This window comes from Bacillus capparidis (genome assembly GCF_017832095.1).
Classification (GTDB): Bacteria; Bacillota; Bacilli; order Bacillales; family Bacillaceae; genus Bacillus; species Bacillus gobiensis.
Map to the genome: position 1 here is coordinate 216,603 of NZ_JAFDST010000002.1, position 19,538 is coordinate 236,140.

Genomic DNA, 19,538 nt, shown 5'->3' on the forward strand with positions numbered 1-19,538 from the left:
ACCTATGTAAATTAGCTTTAGGCCTCTTGCTCGACGTTCCTCGAGAACCCAAAGAGGAAGGTGTGAACTTATCAAAGAAAAGAAAGCCAAAAGTGATTTTCATGAGAAAACATAAACTGACATCATACCATATTACTATCCGCTTTCTTTCATTAACTTCTTTCTTTATTCCGTTAGATTACGGTACATTTATTCCCTAGATAGTGATAAGATACCGTTCTTAAAATATAAAATGAAACTGAATATTATATAGATTAGTATTTATTCTAGGCTATAATAAAATAAACAACACGGCATCCAAAATTCAACTTCAAAAATATTTTTCAAAGGAACTATGATAATGAAAAAAATAGTTGTTATCCTCTTGGCTGCAGCTGCTATCATAATTGTTTTTGTTTTTAACCAATCTAACGCAAAACAGGATAGGGATATATACGTAGCTATAAACGGAAATGATCAAAATAACGGCACAAAATCGAAGCCATTCCGCACACTAAAAAAAGCTGCTTCAGAAGCTAAAGCTGGTACCGCCGTTTTTATACGCAAAGGAACCTATCATGAAAAGATTGTCGTCAAACATAATGGCACAAAATCAAAACCAATTGTTTTTCAAGCCTACAAAAATGAAAAGGTTGTTCTTAGCGGAAAGAGTGTAAAGAATGTTGGAGGAACAACATCCTTAGTCAATATTAACAATAAAAATTATCTTACAATCAAGGGATTGACTATACAGGATTTAATAACTGATTTAGCAGATGAAACAGTTATAGGAATTTACGTAACAGGCTCTAGCAGCCATATTACATTAGAAAATAATCATGTGCAGAGGATAGAGACACATGCAGATGATGGGAATGGCCACGGAATCGCTATATATGGAACTGGCCCAATGAAAGACCTAAACATTTTGAACAATACAGTGGAAGATTTAATACTCGGTTCGAGTGAGGCTCTTGTTCTTAATGGAGATATTAACGGATTCAAAGTGGAAAATAATCTAGTTCGCCGAAGTAACAATATCGGAATTGATCTAATCGGCTTTGAAGGTACTTCTAATAATAAAAAGACCGACTATGTACGAAATGGTGCAGTAAAAAATAATAAAGTTTATGAAATTTCCTCTTATGGTAACCCTGCTTATGGAGAAGATTATACGGCAGGCGGAATTTACGTTGATGGCGGAAAAAATATAACCATCGAAAAGAATACCATTTATAATAACGATATCGGAATTGAAGCAACCTCTGAGCATGCTAAAAAATATGCTGATCATATTAACATTATAAACAATACTATTTATAACAACTTTTACACCGGGATATCGATTGGCGGGTATGATGAAAATCGGGGAGGTACGATAAATTCTACGATCTCTCAAAATATTATTTATCGAAACGACACGAAAGAGCTAGATGGAGGACAGCTTTTAATACAGCATGATACAAAAAACAATGTGATAGAAAAAAATATTTTAACCGCTGGACCGTCTCGTTTATTTATCGCCAACTATTTTACTACCAATCAAGACAATAAACTATTAAAGAATGTATTTCATAAGGAAAAAGGCAAAACTGGTATTTGGATATGGAAAGATGAAGAATATACTTCATTTCCGGATTTCAAAATCGCTTCAAAAAGTGATGCACCATCCAAATATTTAGATCCTCGATATAAAAATGCGAATAAATATGATTTTAATCTAAAAAAGGATTCACCTGCAAAAAAAATAACAAAATGATATGAAGCTCACCCCCTATATCTTCAGAGTGGTAGAGGGTGAGCCGAACATCCTTGAGAAACAGATTCTCTTACCACTTTAAAATGGATATATCGTTTTTAATGAATACTTCCAAATCTTTAAGATCAATTTGTAATCCTCTACTATGCTCCTTTAGCAGCAGATCTCTTTAATTATCGTACACTGTATAAGACAACAGGAGTTTCTTCTTTTCATTTTTCCCATTTTCATGATTCATCTTCTCTAATTAAAGGAAGCGTGGAACAGTGAATTCCGCCGCCCATTTTCCGGATTTCCGATATATCGACAGGCAGCACTTCGATGCCATTTTCCGATAAAATATCCGCAGTTCGCGGCGCATCTGCAGTCATTAGAACCTTTCCCGGAGAAACTGCCAGGCAATTTGTCGTACGTTCCGGGTCATCCGGATCTGTGTAGATCAGCTTAATGCCCCTTGCACGAAGCTCCTCGAGAAACCAGTGAGGCAGGCGTGCAGGCTCGACAAGTGCGGTATTTTCATCAATGAGTACATACATTTCGTCCAAATGGATCCGGTCAGCGGGAACATCAATGACGATTAGATCAATTCCCTGCCATGAAAGAATCTGCCTTAATTGATCTATGCCCGATTGGTTGATTCTGATGGACCGGCCGATAATCGCAGTTTTTGAATCCAGCATGGCAAAACTGCCGCCTTCGACGAATCCATCGCCTTGAATTGTTGCGAGAACAGGCATTCCGAGTTTCGCAAAGGTTTGGTAAGCTGCTTTTTCCTCTCCTTGTCTCATTCGGAGAGCAAATCTGGTCAAAATAACCCCTCCAGGTACGACTAGGCCGATATCTCTTGTATAAATCGATTTCGTATGTAAAGGAGACGTAAAATCCAAATCTACCACCTCTGCTCCGCAAGCTTCCAGCGTTTTTCTCAGCTGATCATGCTGGGCTTGCAACAGATCTGTATTGATCGGCTCTTTTCCATTTAGATAGCTGACGATTTGATTGTTTTCATCCCGCAATACAAGTGCATCCACACTTTCTTCATAGGTCATCTGTTTCAAGAGTGCAAGTTCGTTCCCCGGGCGGTGCAAAAGGACTTTTTTAATCTGTCCGACATAGGATGAAGCTCCCCATTTCTCCCCCCAAACGGTGTGAAGTGTATTCGGTTCTTTAAATGATTCAGTCAGTAAACTTTCTGCTAAAAATTCTTGTGTTGGAAATGGCATTTTTTTCTCCCTTTCTGATTCGTTATAGTGCTTCTTTACTCTCGTTTTGTCCTTTCTCTTGAAAGTATTGTGTTCTGCCTTTTTTATCCGGATACAGATAAGAAAAAGCAATGATCTGATCAAGCTGGCGGCAAGCCCGTATAAAATCGGATCAGTAGATGTCGTTCCTTTGAAAAAAAGTCCCCCAATTATGACAACCGTACTAACCAACATTGAGATAAAGGCTGCTTTTGCTGATGCTCGCTTCCAGAAGAAGCCAAGGATAATCGGAAAGAACATAGCTCCTGATAAAATGGCATACGCGATATCCAATGCGATCAGCACATCTTGTATCCAAATTGAGCAAATAATTATCAATATCCCGACAATCAACGTAATCAGACGAGAAAGAAACAGAATTTTTTGTCCGCCAATAAGCGGTTTTAGAATATCGTTGACAATTAACGTTGATGAAGCAAGCAGTGTTCCAGAGGCAGTCGACATAAGTGCAGATAGGACTGCTGCCAAAACAAGTCCCATAAAACCAGGTGGGAGAACGTTTAGCGCCATGTGGGCAAATACGCTTTGTGAATCGTCAAGATTAGGAAATGCCACGTAGGCACACATTCCGATTATAGCCACGGCTACTGCGTAAAAAATACTGTAGATACCGGCACCAATTCCGCCCGCTTTTGAAATCCGCAAATTTCTCGCAGTAAATGTTCTTTGCCATAAATCCTGTCCAACAAGCATCCCTAGAGTATAAAGAAGGAAGTACTGAAAAATTGTCGGCCAGCCAATGTTCGTCCAATCCATATAAGCCTCAGGGATTGCTTCAGTCAGGCCATCCCAGCCTCCTGCTTGAGATAAGCTGAATGGCAGCATAATAAAAAAGATTCCGACAGTCATAATACAAAACTGTATAACATCGGTCATTGTAATCGACCACATGCCTCCTAACATCGTATATACGAGAACAATTCCGCCGCTTAATAGAATAGAGGGAACCATTCCCCAGCCAAGAAAAACATTTAATATCGTTCCCATCCCAATAACTTGAGTGATCACAAGCATCGCTGTATAAATACAAGCCACAATTGCGCTGAGAACCCTCGTTTCTCCATTGTATCTGCGAAAAAGCATTTCACTGATCGTCAGCACCTTCATGCCAAAAAGCTTGTTTGATAGAAAGTAAGCAAGACACAGGGTACCCAGTCCAATCATAATCACCAGCCACGCGTCAGAAATGCCTAAAGTATAACCGAGCTTGGCTGTTCCGATCGTAGAGGCTCCTCCCAGAATGACTGCCGATAAACAAGAAAGATACATAAAAAATCCTAAATTTCGTTCAGCGACGGCATAGGTTTCCGATGTTTTAATTTTTCTTGTCCCTATAACGCCCACTCCTACAATAACTAAAAAGTAGAATATTATTAACACGACATCGAGTGTACTCATCGTATCCCTCCCTTTCGTTAATTATTATCAATCTATCATTTATCAAACTTTTTAGAAAATTGAAGGAATTAATGATGATAATAGGGATATTCTATGTTATATTTCCTAACAGCAGTTTTGCATTAACCAGTATACCTCTATATCATTAGTTGATTAATCAATAGGGATGGAGAGAGTTCAATGGAATTACGTCAATTGAAAACATTTCAAGTTGCTGCGGAAAATTTAAATTTTACCAAAACGGCTCAAGCTTTAAATTTTACTCAGCCAACAGTTAGCTCACAAATCCAAGTCCTGGAACAAGAATTAAACCAACAGCTATTTTTTCGTATTGGAAAAAAGTTAATTCTGACTCCAGCAGGAAAACTATTAAAAACGCATAGCGACCAGATCTTTTCCCACGTGGAAAAGATAGAAACCGAATTCCTCAATTTGTCCCAGCCGAACTCCAAGCTAGTGATAGCAGCAGCGGAAGTTTACTGTTCGAATTACTTACTGCCAATTACAACAGAATACTTAAAAAATTTTCCCAAGGCTGAGATCCAGCTGCTCACAAGATCGACTAATGACGTGATAAAGGGCTTATTAAACAGCGAGTATGATATCGGAGTGATTGCCGGTGAGGTGAGCGAAAAGGGGCTAAGAAACTTGCTTCTTGAGGAAGAGGAAATGCTTCTAGTTGTCAGCATGACTCTTTATGATAAATATGGATTAAATCACCTTTTATCCGAGCTGCCTTTTCTTGAACATCGAATAAGCGGCTACTTTCAAGACATGCTAAACAGATATATTAACAGGCTTCCGTTTCTTCCGAAGCATACGATTCTAGTGGAGAGTGAAAAAGCGATCAAGCAGGGGATTTTGAACCAAATGGGACTAGGAGTGATGACAAGCAGCTTTGTAAAACAAGAACTTCAAGAAAATAAGCTTGTTGCCATTCGTTTATTCGACGAAAAAGTCACGGTAAAAACCTCCTTGATCACGCTTGAAGACAAACGCGAAATAAATACGATTAAATCCTTCAGCCATATGACTCAAATGCTATGGAATAACATCCATGAGCTGGAGTCAATAAATAGATGAAGGTGGCTGCATTAAATAAACTGCTGCCACCTTTTTGTAACGGCAAATTCTCGAATACTAGATCCGATTCGTTCCATATCAATGTATACAGTGCCGGTTTTCCTTTTTCCAAATCGATAGACCTATTCCTCTTTCTCATCACGGTCTCGAAACACAATCGCACCTCTTTCATACTCCACATCTTTTACATGTAATCTGAAATTGATAACTCGTGCGACGGCAAACAAGTAGTCGGAAAGCCTGTTGATATATTTTAAGGTAACACTAGGAATTTCTTCGCTATTCATCAGCCTGACGATTTGCCTTTCCGCTCTTCTTGCAATCGTTCTGGCAGCGTGAACATAGGCGGAAGCTTTTGAGCCTCCGGGCAAAATAAACCGTTCCAGCGGAGGTGCCTCTTTTGTATACTCATCAATACGCTGTTCCAGGAATTCCACGTATTCTTCCTTCAGCATTCCTTCTTTTGTTTTTGAAACGTTGGCTAACTCTCCTCCGCAATCAAACAGCTCAAGCTGGATTTTAAAGAGTTCTTCCTTAATCTCGCTCGTGATTTTATTCTCTAGCTCAGCCGCTGCCAGCCCGATAAAACTATTTAGCTCGTCTATCGTTCCATAGCTTTCGACTCTGATGTCATCCTTCGAGACTCTTCCGCCAATAAGACTCGTTTGTCCTTGGTCTCCCGTTCGAGTGTAAAGTTTCATTCCTGCACTCCTTCATAAAAATTTAATATTGTTATTATCCCGTCTCAAGGATAAATGATTAGCCATATATACTTTTACTCTATATAAATAATAGTTGCATGAACTTGGATAATAACTAGTGCAAATAGGTCTATTATAACGTTTATAGAGTAGTTCTATTTTGTTCTTTTGAATTTTATCTTTGTATTCACAGAATTATATTGATATAAAAAAGAATCGAGTCGGTTTATCCGACCATCATTTGATTTTATACACCCATTTCTAAATTTGAGCGTTACATTTAAACGATTCTGGCGTGAAGCCACCCACTTGAAGCTCAACAGAAAATAGGCTTCCCGCATGCGGATTATCCCCTCTTTCTTTCTCAGATAAAGGAATGGAAGCCGTCGTAATGAATAAGGTTTTCATATTCGTTCCTCCGAAAGCGCAGCATGTGACATGTGGAACCGGAAGATAAATGGTATCGATCCATTCTTTTTTGCCGGGGTCGATCTTCACTGCTTTCCCGCCGCCAAAAAGAGCGACCCAGAGATTCCCTTCTTGATCGATCGTCATTCCGTCAGGGTATCCGGCATCCTCCTCGAAACGATATACAACTTCTTGATTCGAAAGGTTACCTGTTTCAGGATCATATTGAAACTGCTTGATTTCCATTGTGGGAGTATCTATATAATAAAATACATGTTTTTCCCGGTCCCAGTCTAATCCGTTTGAGATACTTACCGGCTCAATTATAGTCGTGAGCTGTAAGTCTTTTTCCAAACGATAGAAGGCACCTTTTTCTTTTTTCCCTTCCATACTCATCGTACCGGCCCACAAACGTCCTGCAGGATCGCATTTCCCATCATTAAACCGCAGTGAATGTTCCATCTGTTCCGGCTTTTTTAAAAGCGTCAACTGCTTCTGCACTAAATCAAATAAGTAGAACCCATCTTTCATTACGAGTACAAGCTTGTCTTTTTGATATCTTGAGATTGCTGTGACAAAGGAATTAAAGCGGTGTATTACATCTTCATTTGTTTCCGGATCAAAGACGTGAAGCTCCCCTCTCAATATATCCGTCCAATACAGTTTGGAAGAATCCGGATCCCATACTGGCCCTTCTCCAAGAAGAGCTCTCGCATCAAATGTCAAAGTCGCATCCATATTTTCACCTCTAGTTCATCTTTTCTTCAATCAGCTGGAGTTACAACATATAGAATATGCCAGTGAAGGCGGTTGCAACTGAACGCACTGCGTAATTCACCTTTGTACATTACATCCCCCACCTGCTTCCTTAGATTTTCAAAATCACCTGAGGCGGGGGTCTTACAGCCCGGGATAATTGAGAGGTTTCCCATTCAAAGCTTATTCAATATTCAATCACTTATTCTTATTGAACTGCATAATGATGGAGGTTCCTGCTCCTTCCTTGCTTTCCACATTAATCGTTCCATTATGGATATGGACGAGCTCTTTTGTAATAGCAAGCCCAAGTCCAGAACCAACTGACGGGTCCTTCGTATTTGTCCCCTTATAATAACGATTGAACAAATTAGCGACATGCTCCTGCGACATTCCTTTTCCGTTATCTTTAATAATTAACGTAATGTCATCCATATCTTCGTGGAGAATCACCGAAATGCGTGTTCCCAGATCATTATGTTTTACCCCATTGGCAACCAGGTTATCTATAATCCGCTTAAACCAAGCCTGATCTATCGAGAAAACGACTTTTTCTTTGTTGTGATGGAAATGCAAATAAAACTCATCCAGGAAAGGCGTCCTCTCGTAATGCTCAATTAATTCTTTTAAAAAAAAGACGAGATCGGTTTTCTCTCGATCAACTGGAATCGCATCATTTTTTAATCTATAGGTTAAATTTAAATCCTCGATTAATTCGGACATATATTCCGATTTTTCCCGCATGACTTGGCCCATTTCCCGGACCTCGTCCTTCGACCATTCGTATTGGTCGGATTCTAGCATCATCGCATTTCCATAAATTGTGCTGAGCGGCGTCTTTAAATCATGGGACAGACCGGCGATCCATTCCTCTCGAGTAGTTTGTATTTTATTCCGGTTTTTTTCATTGGTTTCAAGCGTTGCTGTCAGCTTTTCAAGCGACACGATAACCTCGTTGAAAAGCCGGTATGGCTGCTTCACTTTTCCGTTCTTCTTTTTGCTCACCGGCCTCCCTTTCCGATTCAGGGGCTCGTAAAAGTTTCCTTTAGCTAAATTGTATACCCAGCGAATCGTATGAAAAATGGGCGCTCCAAAACGGAAGGAATACCATAAAGCGAACAAAACTATGACGAAAAATAAGAAACAGATAATAATAAGAAAATTCTTTAATGCAGAAAACGAAAGGATCCGATTAAAATCATCATCGGGAAAATAGGACAGGTTGGGAACGGCAGTAACCATCACGCTGCCATTATCCAACGTTTCATAAGATATTTCATTCTTATAATTCCAAGGCTTAGAAGTATAGGAAAGCAAATCAATTTCTCGTATCCCTTTTTTCAAATTCGCGCTTCCATTAATATCATCAATATACTTGCCATTTTGATCAAAAAGATAGACAGAGCCTTTTAAATCCTTTATATACACAAGGGTGGAAGGATCAAATGAATCTAAGGACGTGCGGGATTTTTCATGTTCTTTAATATAATTTAATATGAACTCACTTTTAGGTTCTTTCCCGTAAAGCACGATATATTCATTATCGGAGATGGAAGCAGACCAATAATATATTTTTGCGCCATTTAATTTTTCCTTTTGATAAATAGTGTTCAAATCTTCATTACTAATCGTTTTTGGAAGATTTCCTTTTTTCCCGTAAGAATAAACGATCTCCTGGTTTTTATTTAAAAGAACCAGAAAGCCTTCTTCCTTGTCGACAATTTCTTTTAAAACGGGCGTAACATGAAAGGATTCCTCCTGATCTTTTTCAATCCACATCTCAAAAGATTCAGGGGTGGCTCGCGTCAAGCCGCTTCTTGTATCATTTTCAATTATGTCCAATACAAATCTCGTTGTTGCAAATGCCAAAACGAAGCCGACTACCACCAACATTAAAAATACTTGGCCAATAATTAAAAATACTAGCTTTGTTCTTAGTTTCATAGGGATTAATTCTGCTTTCTTTTCGGAATAAATTTGTATCCAAGCCCTCTGACAGTAACGATATATTTCGGATCACTGGCATTGACCTCTATTTTCTCCCTTAGCTTCCTTATATGAACCATCACTGTATTATTGTCGCCATAGGAAGGCGATCCCCATACTCTTTCATAAAGCTGATCCTTAGATAAGACACGATTCGGATGATCACAAAAATACTGCAGGAGCTGTAACAGCTGGGCAGAGCAGCCGACTGATTCACCAGCGACGATGAGCTCGGCGGAATCTGGCTTTAATATAAAGTGATCATATGAATATAAATCATCATCTGGAACTTGTCGCGGTTCTTCTTGAATTGTTATATACGTCCGTTTCAAATGGGCTTTGATTCTTGCTACCAGTTCCAATGGATTAAAAGGTTTTGTTATGTAATCATCCGCTCCATACGCAAATCCAGACAGCTTGTCTAGATCTGATGTCTTTGCTGTTAAAAAAAAGATTGGTGCCTTCGTATGCTGGCGGATCTGCGGACAAATCTCAAAACCTGATTGCCCAGGCATCATCACGTCGAGCAGAATCAAATCCACTTTCTTTGCTTTAACAATTTCCAAAGCATCTACAGCATTCACAGCACTAATGACTTGCTCGAACCCTTCTTTTTTTAAAACACGCTCTACCATTTGTACGATAGCTTCTTCGTCATCGACGATTAGAATTCGTGCATTTTCCATTGTATTCTTTCCTTTCTATCATGTTCCATGTATCAATCATACCATTGAACGTATCCTTGTCACGAACCTAAATCTTATTTAAGGAAACTTTAAAGCAAACTTCAGCTACGGGTAAATCCTATTCGCTATGATAAGTACAACACATGTAATAGAGGAGGTGTACGAATGACAATCATCAAGACTCAGTATCTTACCAAATTTTATCAGAGTAAAGCCGCAGTAAGCGATGTCACTTTCTCAGTATCCAAAGGTGGTACTTATGGAATTTGCGGAAACCGCGGAGCGGGAAAATCGACATTATTGAATCTTCTTGCCGGCTCTTCTTCTCCAAGCTCAGGAGAGGTTTTCCTTTTTAATAAGCCGTCCGGGGATAAAAGTGTCCAGCAAAGGCTCGGAGTCTATAACGAACATTCTGAAATTCATCACCATTTAACGGGAATGAATCATTTGTTGAATTTTTCATCTCGGCAAAAGAAGCGTGCCAGCGAAGATAAATGCTTAGAACTATTGCGGGCTGTCAATCTTTACGATGCGGCATACGTGAAGGTTGATAAATATACGAGGGATATGCAAAAGAGGCTGCTACTAGTACAATCCATCGTACACGATCCGGAGGTGCTTCTCTTTGATGAACCGACACAGGGTCTTGGCGACACTTCAGTTCGTTATATTCACCAATTCATTGAGGAGCTGAAATTGCAAGGAAAAACGATTATTATGGCCTTTGAAAAATTAGATGAACTTGCCAATCTTTGTACAACCATTTCGCTTATGCAAAATGGAAGGATGATAAAAGAGGGAAGCAAAGAAGACCTATATGCAGCATACGGGCATTCCATTACAGCCTCATTTAAGCTATCCAAAGTAACAAATAAAGAAAAACAAACTTTGATCCCGCTGATTTCCCAATTTGCTGAAATTCTTTACTGGACAAATCACGCGCTTTCCATTTCGATCCAATACGATTACTACATTCCCGTAGTAGTCAGAGCGTTAGTTAATGAAAGAATTGATGTTTTTCGGATAGAGGTTGATGAGCCTGATTTGGATGACCTTCTTTACGGAAGCAAGCGCACTTAAATAGATTCTGCCGATTTTCGCAAAACAAAAAACGCTGAAACCTCAGCGTTTTTTGTGAAAATTATATTATTATTTTGCTGCGAATTTTTTTACCGCAAATGGATAAATGATGACTCCGGCTAAAAATAAGCCGACTCCAAGTCCAAAGGTAATCATATCTGCAGTTCCTGTCGCAATGACCCATAAGGAATAAACGATTGCCAATAAGGCAATAGCGCCATCTTTTATTCGGGAGCCTTCCAGCTCGGAATAGGTTTCACCTTTAAACACGATCTTTAGAAAGTAGATGGCCGAAACCAAGTAAGGTATTAAATACGCAAGCGTTGCCGAGGTCGTTAAAAAATCAAATGCCTGGCTGATCGTGCCGGAAATCGTTGAAAAAATAAAAATTTGCGACATCAAATTCGTGATCAGCAAGGAGTTAGCAGGGCTCCCCTTTCGGTTCACTTTAGCAAAAAAAGTTGGAAAGTCCCCTGCTTTTGCAGATTGATAAGGCAACTCGGAACTGAGCAAGATCCATCCTAACATGGAACCCGCCAGACACATAATGGCCAAGATTCCCATTATGACTCCCCCTAAGCTCCCGATCAGAACTGCCAACACATCTACGAACGGCTTATCAGAAGCCCGAAGGACCTCGACCGGCAAAGCCCCCATTGTAATAAGTGTGATGATAAGATAAATGCAAAGAGCAATAATAAGTCCGGTAACAGTAGCACGCTTTACATCACGCTGAGAAGAAGCTCTCCCGGATAAAATAACCGCAGATTCAATGCCTACAAATGCCCATAAAGTTGATATGGCTGCATTGTGTACCTGCGCCCCCAAGCCTAAAACCGTTCCGCTCTCACCTTCGACCGGATAGTAAAATCCATTAAAATTTTCAGTCTGGAATACGAACAGACCTGCGATAATGAATAATGCGAAACCAGCCACTTTGGCAAAAGTCGTCAAAAAGTTGATCTTGCCGGCTGCATTGAAGCTGGTAACAAGTATTATATGTGTTCCCCATAATAATATGGTACACAGCAGGAAGGTAAGCAGCTGCCCTAATTGGATTTCCATGTCGCCAGTCTCAAATAAGACCCTTTTGTCAGTCAAGATGGGGATAAACGTCGTAATATATCCCGCCAAACTTGTCACAACGGCAACATTGCTGATCCAGTTGGCTACCCAGTAGCCCCAAACCATTGTAAAGCTTGCCAGTTTTCCTTTTTTCGGATCAGAAAAAATAGCTCTGGCATAGTTTTGCGGACCGCCCGCTAAATCCGGCCTTCGAATCGATAATTGACCAAACACAAGGGCAATCATAAGGACACCAAAGCCAGTCACAAGCCAAGCGTATAATGCCCCTAACGGACTGGCTGTATTAGCTAGAGTGCTCGGCAGCATGAAGACTCCAGAGCCTACCATGTTGCCAACAACTATTGCTGTTAATAACCAAAAACCCCATTTATTGTTTTGCATCGTATACCTCCAATTTTTCCTGAACGTATACGGTACGTAAAGCCTTTAACGCATTATAAAAAGCATGAACAAACAAAAGTCCATGCTGCACATACACTCCTGACCTCCGGATAGCTCTCCGCACCGTAACCGCGGCAGTCCTGCCCTTTTTCAGGTACAGACCCAGCACAAAAACCTGTGAAATCTTCATGCTTCGGCACGGATGCCTTTTATATGCTTTCATCAACCTCACAAGTCTCGAAGCATACGACTAATCATCCATGCAACCTCTACCTCACCAAGTCCGAGTGAGGATTTTATTAGTTGTAAAACAACCACCTATGTGAGGCTACCAGAAGTAAAGGAAGCTGTCAATGGAATGTTTTTCTACAAAAACAACTTGCAGAAGATTTCTGCAAGTTGTCACATGCTTATTTGTTTTGTTTCTTATTAATTGCTTCTTGAAGAGGATCGCCTTTCAAAGCGGCAGAAGCGTCTTTAAGTGCTCCAGTCAATGCTTGCTTGTCTTTCCCGTTTGACTTGCCCTTACCTATATTAAAAAAACCCATTATGATCACCTCATATAATGAATTGTGATACATGTTTAATTTGGTTCTTTTATTAAGATAATATACACAGAGTAAAATGGAATTGATACTCGTGTATAGCCTTGTATCACGTGGGCAACATAAGGTACGAAAAAGAAAGCAGCTAAGCTGCTTTCTTATTTTACCAAGGATGCTTCGTTAGCCTCTTTAGCAAGTTCAATAGCGCCGTAAATTCCTGCATGATCTCCTAGGCCTGGAGAGACAATGTATGACTCAAGTTCCGGAAGGTCAATATAGTTATTCACGTAGCCTTTCAGCTTTTCAAAAATCAACGGAAACAGATGAGATTGCTTCATCACGCCGCCGCCCATAATAATTTTTTCAGGAGATAAAATCAGAATGTACTGCATCAAACCTTGAGCAAGATAATCGGCTTCTATCTCCCAAACTAATGGTTGATCTGCTAAATCTTTCCCCGGTTTGCCCCACCTTTGTTCAATGGCAGGACCTGCAGCCAATCCTTCCAAGCAATCGTTATGAGAAGGACAGGTGCCTTTAAAAGTGTCTTGAGGATGACGACGTACTAACACATGCCCCATTTCAGGATGCGTATGGCCTTGAACCAGCTTTCCGCCAATCACGGCTCCAGCGCCAATTCCTGTGCCAACTGTAATATACATGCAGCTGCCGAGACCTTTTGCTGCTCCCTTTTTCAGTTCCCCTAACGCGGCTGCATTAACATCAGTCGTAAAATATACAGGAGTACCCAGGCGTTTTTTTAGCTCAGGAATAAATGGGTAATTGACCCATGCTTTTTTTGGAGTATTCGTAATATAACCGTAATTTTCTTGATCCTCCGCGACAGAGATTGGACCGAAAGCGCCCACTCCTAATGATGAAAGTGAAAATTCATTGAAAAATAATTCGATCTGACTCATCGTTTTTTCCGGTGTTTCAGTAGGGAATTTCGTTTCTTTAATGATTTCGCCAGCAGCATTTGCCACTGCGCAGACAAATTTCGTTCCTCCAGCTTCTATAGCGCCTAAATACATATTTTGTTTTCCCCCTAATCAAATTAGTAATGGCCAAGCAACATTATTCTTCATGCATTGCAACCTAGAGACGCAAGAATTATTCTGACGAAACTGATTCACAATAATCTTATATAAATACATGATTGCTACCAATGATAAAATTTCATATTTAACCGTTTGCAAGGCTTTTCATTTTAAGTCACATTTAGCTGCTGCTTCTTACTATAATATCGGTTTCTCCATAATTTAGTGTGTAGTTTTCGTCAATTGAATGCCTCTATATCTCTTCGTTCACTGGATGCCTCGACCATTTTTGCATTTTGACATTTCTCATCATAACGTTACCAATTTACGATTCATTTTTCCACACTTTTTTTATTTCCTTTACATGGAAATAATTCATAAGATAATAGGCACTCTCCTTTGGAAGGAGCATGTGCTAAAGAACAGCAGAAATCATTAATATTATCTGATACAATAATTAATATTAGCATAAGAAATACAGCAAAAAAAGGTAACTATGAACTAACATTGTTCATTATTTAAGAAATACTTAGGAGAAAGTGCAAAATGGCTTACGATAATATTAGAGTCTTAGACAGAGATGACGCAGATAGGTATTTGGAGTTAAGGCTGGAGGCATTACTTCAGGATCCTGATGCATTTGGTTCAACGTATGAAGAAACCATGCAAAACAGCATGAAAGAGCTGTTACATCAGTACAAACAAAGGTTAGTCCCAACCGAAAAGTCCTTTACCGTAGGTGCATTTTATGAAGCCACTCTTATTAGTGCTGCAAGTATTCTCCGTCAAGAAATGATTAAATTTAACCATAAAGCTGCACTTCTAGCAGTATACACATCTCCTGCTTACCGAGGGAAAGGCATTGGAAAAGCAGTCCTTTATGCAGTAATTGAGCATGCGAAAAAGCTAGAAGGCCTTGAACAAATTACTCTAAGTGTATTGAAATCAAACAAATCTGCCAAAAAACTCTATGAATCTGCAGGATTTGAAGTCTTTGGCTGCGAAAAACAAGCAATAAAATATAAAAACAGGTACCATGATGAGCTTCATATGAAATTATTACTATGATAAGCTATGCTCCCGAAGTCAGGAGCATCAGCTTTCTTTTTTACCGTTTATCAAAAACATAAAAACCGTAATTAAAATAAATGCGATGAGTGCTAGAAAAGGAATGGTTATAAAACCAAACCAGTTAATATAGGATGAATTACACGGGACACCGTTCACGCACGGCCTGAGCCCTCCAAACCCCGGGACCTTTTGCTCGAGATAATGCATCAGTGATATGCAGCCGCCAATGATTGACAAAGGAAGTATGTATACTTTGATCCTAAAGTCATGTCGAAAGGTTGCAATTCCTAGCAAAAAGGCTAAAGGATACATGAAGATCCGCTGATACCAGCAGAGCTCGCAAGGAATAAATTTGCGAATTTCACTAAAGTATAGGCTTCCGAGAACAGCTGTCATTGCTACGACCCATGCAATATATAAGAAGACAGGGTTCTTGTTCATTTCGCATTCCCCAGTTCTTCATCGATCATTTCTTTAATTTTATTGTAATCAAAGACTTCATTGACTGTTTTGCCGTTTATCATAATGGTTGGGGTCGATTGAACATTATATTTCTTATACAATTCTGTATCCGTTTGTAATTGCTCGGCAAACGTCTTGGCCGAAAGCTTGTCGACTAACTCATCCGGATCAACGGAAGTTGTTTCTTCCGCTATTTCAGCCATTTTATTTGGAGTCACCCATTTTTCCCCATGCTCAGCCTGAGATTCGAAAACCTTATGGTGAAAATCCCAAAAAGACTTTGGATCTTCCGCAAGAACCTGTTCCGAAGCCAAAGCTGCTGTCTCTGAATCCTGGCCATGAAAAAGCACATTAACAGCAGATAACTTTACATCACCTGTTGTAATATAATCTTTTTCAAGCTGAGGGAAAATGTCCATTTCCCATGCCTTACATGAAGGGCACATATAATCTCCAAAAACCGTCACTGTTACAGGCGCACTTTCCTCCCCCATAACAGGTTGTCCTTCAAGTGAAGGAGGAGTGTCGAAGCTTCCTGCTTCCCCGTCCTCAGAACCGGAGTTTTTAATAACCACCAAAGCTACAATTAATACAAATAAAGTCAGCGTGATTATAACAGCGATTTTTAAAGGTGATTGCTTTTTCGCAAGTTGCTTTTTGCTCACTTAGACACCTCATTTTTAAAAGATTTTCGCAAGTTAATAGACATATAAAAAACTATCCTGATTATAAACTAAAGATAACAACGATGTCTCATGATTACAATTAAATTCGATAATTTTCCAATAAGTGAATGATATTAACTGGAATACAAACTTCTTGAATAAAAAAGGAAATCGTGCTTTTATGCGCATGATTTCCTTTTTTTCATTATTTGACTACGTCATATCCCTGGTCTTCAATCGTATCAGCAATTTCTTCAAGTGAGACAGCATTTCCGTCATAGCTGATCTCAACTTGTTCTGCTTCCAAATTGACCTTCACAGATTCGACTCCATCCAATTTCCCCACATTGCTTTCGATCGCATGAACACAATGTGCGCAAGACATTCCTTGAACAGTTAATTTATTTTCGGACATATTCATCCCTCCAGCAGTTTACATTGATACAGCATTACTTTACCCCTGTAAGGTAATCGAAAAAGATGCTTCAAACATTTACAGCTTCGAAAACCTCTTAAAAACTTCCATTAGTTCTTCAATCGACTGCTCTCCATTGCCGCTTTTAATCGCATCGGACACGCAATGGTTCGTATGATTTTCAAGCAGATGAAACGCAACCTTTTGCATGGCTGCATTAATTGCGGAGATTTGCACAATGATGTCTACGCAATACCGATCGTTTTCCACCATGTTTTGGATTCCTCTGACTTGACCTTCAATTCGCTTTAATCGATTCAACAGCTGATCTTTTTCCTTACTGCTTTGCGGACTAAGAGCAGCTCCATGTTTTTCTTCCATGACTATCACCTGCTTCACTAGTTCATTATCTCTATTATATATGAAATCATCTTAAAAGACATCTTCAATGGTTGTTTTTAAGTGATGAAAAAGATATTGCCCGAGCGACTCACTGCTCTTTTAACGAGCTCTCGTGAGTCGCTCTTTTCATTTTCTAGGATGTTTCGCGCATGTTATTTTCGACAATTTCTTGCTGACGCACCGGAATGCTTTGGATGGACTGGTTAAGCTGATCCAGCTTCTGCTCAATGCGGTGCAACAAATAAAAGGTCACAATGATAGGAAACCCTACTTCACTGATCCACTGCATCCATACATCCATATGCTCTCCCTCCTTTTCCCTGTCTTATTATCTATGTAAACGAAAGAATCGGTTATGGGAGCATCTTTAGTTTAACTTTGCTTTTCTATATTATCCGTACTAAAATAAGCAAAAAGCCCAAAGGATGATAAAGATGTGCGGCAGATTCACTTTGTATTCAGATTTTGATGATATTCTGAACCGTTTTGATATCGAGCTGTCCAATTTAGAATATGACTACGTACAAAGCTATAACATAGCTCCGTCTCAGCAAATCCTTTCTGTCATTAACGACGGCTCAAAAAACCGGCTGGGTCATTTAAGATGGGGGCTCCTTCCTCCGTGGTCCAAAGATGAGAAAATTGGCTATAAAATGATTAATGCCCGCTCAGAAACGCTGGCTCAAAAACCAAGCTTTAAAAAACCGCTTCAAAGCAAAAGATGCATCATACCTGCTGACAGCTTTTATGAGTGGAAACGAATCGATTCGAAAACAAAGCTTCCCATGCGAATTAAGCTGAGATCCGCCAAGCTTTTTTCCTTTGCAGGACTTTGGGAAAAATGGAACTCTCCTAAGGGTGAAATGATTTACAGCTGTACAATTATTACCACGAATTCAAATGATTTAATGAGCCCGATTCACGACCGCATGCCTGTCATATTGACACCTGAAACAGAAGCACAATGGCTAAATCCAAAAATCAAGAATATCGAAGATTTGCAAAAGCTGCTTGTCCCATATGAAGCAAAAGACATGGAAGCATTTCAGGTGTCGTCTGAGGTCAATTCACCAAAGAACAACTCACCTGAATTAATAGATGCGATTTAAAAAACTAGCCCATTCCAGTTTATCCAGAATGGGCTTACTGAGAAAAGGCAATCATCCGCCAAAAAATAAATCTAAAATATTCCCTCCAAGTGAAGCATCTTTGTTATAGAATTCTGAATATCCGCATTTCTTACAGTACACAACGAGAAAACGATTATTCTGTACATCAAACATTTTCGATAATCCAGTACCTGTAGTAGCAATTTCCTTCTGACCGGCCTCTGTGCTTCCGCATTTAATACATCCTTTTTTCTGCATTGCTATTAACTCCTTACATATTAATATTTTCAAAGTGAATTATACCTAAATTTTCCAATCCGTGCATCGGATTCAACTATTCATTTAGTTGAAATTTCATTCAATCGTCCGCTCAACATCTATGCATTTCTTTTTCTTCTTGACTGATTAAAGCAAATTTTTTCTCCGTTAAGGACCATCCTATTGCCCTGGAATTTTCGTTTTTGCCCCGACGCTATTGGACGAGAGGGTGGCATTTAGATTACTTACTTCTTAATTCCGCATTTTATATGTTCCCTTTATTGATTGTATTCTTCAACATCTCCAAGCTTAATCTTCGTATCCTTTTCAAAATAGACGGCATATTTCAAAGCGCCATGTTCTGCTTCCCTTCCTGTTCTTCCAAATTGATTGGCATTTATATTTGATTCATAGCTGTAGCCTTCATCATTCAGTGTTTTTTGAATCGTTTGGGCAGCCTGATAAACTTCTTCCTTATTCATCTGATTCGCATGAAGTAGAATATAAATTTGTATCGGACGGTCAAAGGGTAGATCCTTGCTCCATGGAGCATTCGTATCGAGCTGCCCTTTAAGGACTTCAACATTAACTTCCACTTCTTTTACTGCTGGTACCTTCGGCTTTAATAATTTAGAAAGTTCGGTTCCACCTTCAGCACCAAGCCGGTCCATGACCTCTTGATCGAGCATGCTTTCACGAATTCCATCCCTATTAACTTTCGGCATAATGAACCCTCTTACGGTAAATTCATACTCATTCTGCTCTTTTTCAGCATCTACCGTCCCAATTTCAACGACACGATAAGCGTATTCTTTAAATTTAAAGTTATACGTGCCCTCATTGATCCGAAGTTCTTTTTCAGGATATTTTTCGCTTAAATATTTCTTCAGGGTATGTTCAGAAAAATACTTGCTGATGGGATTACCATTAAATTCGTTATAAACAAATAAAATAAACCCTGTAAGAACAACAACCAATGTAATGTAAATTATTTTTTTCATTCCTA

20 protein-coding genes and 1 riboswitch are annotated in these 19,538 nt (G+C 39.4%); of the genes, 5 read left to right on the forward strand and 15 right to left on the reverse strand.

Annotation, left to right across the window (positions count from 1 at the left end; genetic code table 11):
• The first annotated feature begins 340 nt into the window (after positions 1-340).
• Entirely contained in the window at positions 341-1,738 is a 1,398-nt protein-coding gene (locus JOC74_RS08160; RefSeq protein WP_053604108.1) for a right-handed parallel beta-helix repeat-containing protein, read from the forward strand.
• A gap of 227 nt (positions 1,739-1,965) precedes the next feature.
• On the opposite strand, the gene JOC74_RS23445 is transcribed toward JOC74_RS08160, so the two are convergent.
• Entirely contained in the window at positions 1,966-4,398 is a 2,433-nt protein-coding gene (locus tag JOC74_RS23445; protein ID WP_245212880.1) for a sodium:solute symporter family transporter, read from the reverse strand.
• Positions 4,399-4,578: 180 nt separating this feature from the next.
• Between JOC74_RS23445 and JOC74_RS08175 the strand changes: the two genes are divergently transcribed.
• Complete coding sequence (locus tag JOC74_RS08175; RefSeq protein ID WP_053604110.1) at positions 4,579-5,481, forward strand: LysR family transcriptional regulator; 903 nt, start codon at positions 4,579-4,581, stop codon at positions 5,479-5,481.
• A 122-nt stretch (positions 5,482-5,603) separates the two neighbouring features.
• Here JOC74_RS08175 and JOC74_RS08180 read toward each other — a convergent pair whose 3' ends face one another.
• The 4 genes from JOC74_RS08180 to JOC74_RS08195 form a co-directional block, all read right to left on the reverse strand.
• The gene (locus tag JOC74_RS08180) at positions 5,604-6,182 is read right to left on the reverse strand and encodes a cob(I)yrinic acid a,c-diamide adenosyltransferase (RefSeq protein ID WP_053604111.1); all 579 of its coding nucleotides are present in this window, start codon (positions 6,180-6,182) and stop codon (positions 5,604-5,606) included.
• Positions 6,183-6,443: 261 nt separating this feature from the next.
• The gene (locus JOC74_RS08185) at positions 6,444-7,328 is read right to left on the reverse strand and encodes an SMP-30/gluconolactonase/LRE family protein (protein WP_053604112.1); all 885 of its coding nucleotides are present in this window, start codon (positions 7,326-7,328) and stop codon (positions 6,444-6,446) included.
• 216 nt (positions 7,329-7,544) lie between these two features.
• Entirely contained in the window at positions 7,545-9,290 is a 1,746-nt protein-coding gene (locus JOC74_RS08190; RefSeq protein WP_053604113.1) for a HAMP domain-containing sensor histidine kinase, read from the reverse strand.
• A 5-nt stretch (positions 9,291-9,295) separates the two neighbouring features.
• Positions 9,296-10,018, reverse strand: coding sequence for a response regulator transcription factor (locus tag JOC74_RS08195; protein ID WP_053604114.1), 723 nt, complete (start codon positions 10,016-10,018; stop codon positions 9,296-9,298).
• A 165-nt stretch (positions 10,019-10,183) separates the two neighbouring features.
• Here JOC74_RS08195 and JOC74_RS08200 point away from each other — a divergent pair, with 165 nt between their 5' ends.
• Positions 10,184-11,098 carry an ATP-binding cassette domain-containing protein gene (locus JOC74_RS08200; RefSeq protein WP_053604115.1) on the forward strand — a complete coding sequence of 305 codons (915 nt, stop codon included), beginning with the start codon at positions 10,184-10,186 and terminating at the stop codon, positions 11,096-11,098.
• Positions 11,099-11,167: 69 nt separating this feature from the next.
• Here the strand turns inward: JOC74_RS08200 and JOC74_RS08205 are convergent, their stop codons facing one another.
• From JOC74_RS08205 to JOC74_RS08215, 3 genes are all read right to left on the reverse strand, one after another.
• Complete coding sequence (locus JOC74_RS08205; protein ID WP_053604116.1) at positions 11,168-12,565, reverse strand: amino acid permease; 1,398 nt, start codon at positions 12,563-12,565, stop codon at positions 11,168-11,170.
• 103 nt (positions 12,566-12,668) lie between these two features.
• Positions 12,669-12,845, reverse strand: a riboswitch (Lysine riboswitch).
• A 130-nt stretch (positions 12,846-12,975) separates the two neighbouring features.
• Positions 12,976-13,113, reverse strand: coding sequence for a small acid-soluble spore protein SspJ (sspJ, locus tag JOC74_RS08210; RefSeq protein ID WP_053604118.1), 138 nt, complete (start codon positions 13,111-13,113; stop codon positions 12,976-12,978).
• A gap of 155 nt (positions 13,114-13,268) precedes the next feature.
• Complete coding sequence (locus JOC74_RS08215) at positions 13,269-14,144, reverse strand: ROK family protein (protein WP_053604119.1); 876 nt, start codon at positions 14,142-14,144, stop codon at positions 13,269-13,271.
• A 552-nt stretch (positions 14,145-14,696) separates the two neighbouring features.
• Between JOC74_RS08215 and JOC74_RS08220 the strand changes: the two genes are divergently transcribed.
• Entirely contained in the window at positions 14,697-15,218 is a 522-nt protein-coding gene (locus JOC74_RS08220) for a GNAT family N-acetyltransferase (RefSeq protein WP_053604120.1), read from the forward strand.
• Between the two features lie 27 nt (positions 15,219-15,245).
• Here JOC74_RS08220 and JOC74_RS08225 read toward each other — a convergent pair whose 3' ends face one another.
• The 5 genes from JOC74_RS08225 to JOC74_RS08245 form a co-directional block, all read right to left on the reverse strand.
• A complete protein-coding gene (locus tag JOC74_RS08225; RefSeq protein ID WP_053604121.1) occupies positions 15,246-15,662 on the reverse strand; it encodes a disulfide oxidoreductase in 417 nt (138 codons plus the stop codon).
• Positions 15,659-16,348 carry a DsbA family protein gene (locus JOC74_RS08230; protein WP_053604122.1) on the reverse strand — a complete coding sequence of 230 codons (690 nt, stop codon included), beginning with the start codon at positions 16,346-16,348 and terminating at the stop codon, positions 15,659-15,661. The genes JOC74_RS08225 and JOC74_RS08230 overlap by 4 nt, the downstream gene beginning before the upstream one ends.
• A gap of 205 nt (positions 16,349-16,553) precedes the next feature.
• Positions 16,554-16,763 (reverse strand): copper chaperone CopZ, encoded by a 210-nt coding sequence (gene copZ, locus JOC74_RS08235; RefSeq protein WP_053604123.1) that lies wholly within the window; start codon positions 16,761-16,763, stop codon positions 16,554-16,556.
• A gap of 78 nt (positions 16,764-16,841) precedes the next feature.
• Positions 16,842-17,144, reverse strand: coding sequence for a metal-sensing transcriptional repressor (locus tag JOC74_RS08240; RefSeq protein ID WP_053604124.1), 303 nt, complete (start codon positions 17,142-17,144; stop codon positions 16,842-16,844).
• Positions 17,145-17,298: 154 nt separating this feature from the next.
• Positions 17,299-17,466, reverse strand: coding sequence for a YvrJ family protein (locus JOC74_RS08245; RefSeq protein WP_082364012.1), 168 nt, complete (start codon positions 17,464-17,466; stop codon positions 17,299-17,301).
• Positions 17,467-17,599: 133 nt separating this feature from the next.
• Here JOC74_RS08245 and JOC74_RS08250 point away from each other — a divergent pair, with 133 nt between their 5' ends.
• Complete coding sequence (locus JOC74_RS08250; protein ID WP_053604125.1) at positions 17,600-18,274, forward strand: SOS response-associated peptidase; 675 nt, start codon at positions 17,600-17,602, stop codon at positions 18,272-18,274.
• Between the two features lie 51 nt (positions 18,275-18,325).
• Here the strand turns inward: JOC74_RS08250 and JOC74_RS08255 are convergent, their stop codons facing one another.
• Both JOC74_RS08255 and JOC74_RS08260 read right to left on the reverse strand, forming a co-directional pair.
• Positions 18,326-18,532, reverse strand: coding sequence for a zinc ribbon domain-containing protein (locus JOC74_RS08255; RefSeq protein ID WP_053604126.1), 207 nt, complete (start codon positions 18,530-18,532; stop codon positions 18,326-18,328).
• Positions 18,533-18,810: 278 nt separating this feature from the next.
• Positions 18,811-19,533, reverse strand: coding sequence for a YfjL-like protein (locus tag JOC74_RS08260; RefSeq protein WP_053604127.1), 723 nt, complete (start codon positions 19,531-19,533; stop codon positions 18,811-18,813).
• Between the last annotated feature and the right edge of the window lie 5 nt (positions 19,534-19,538).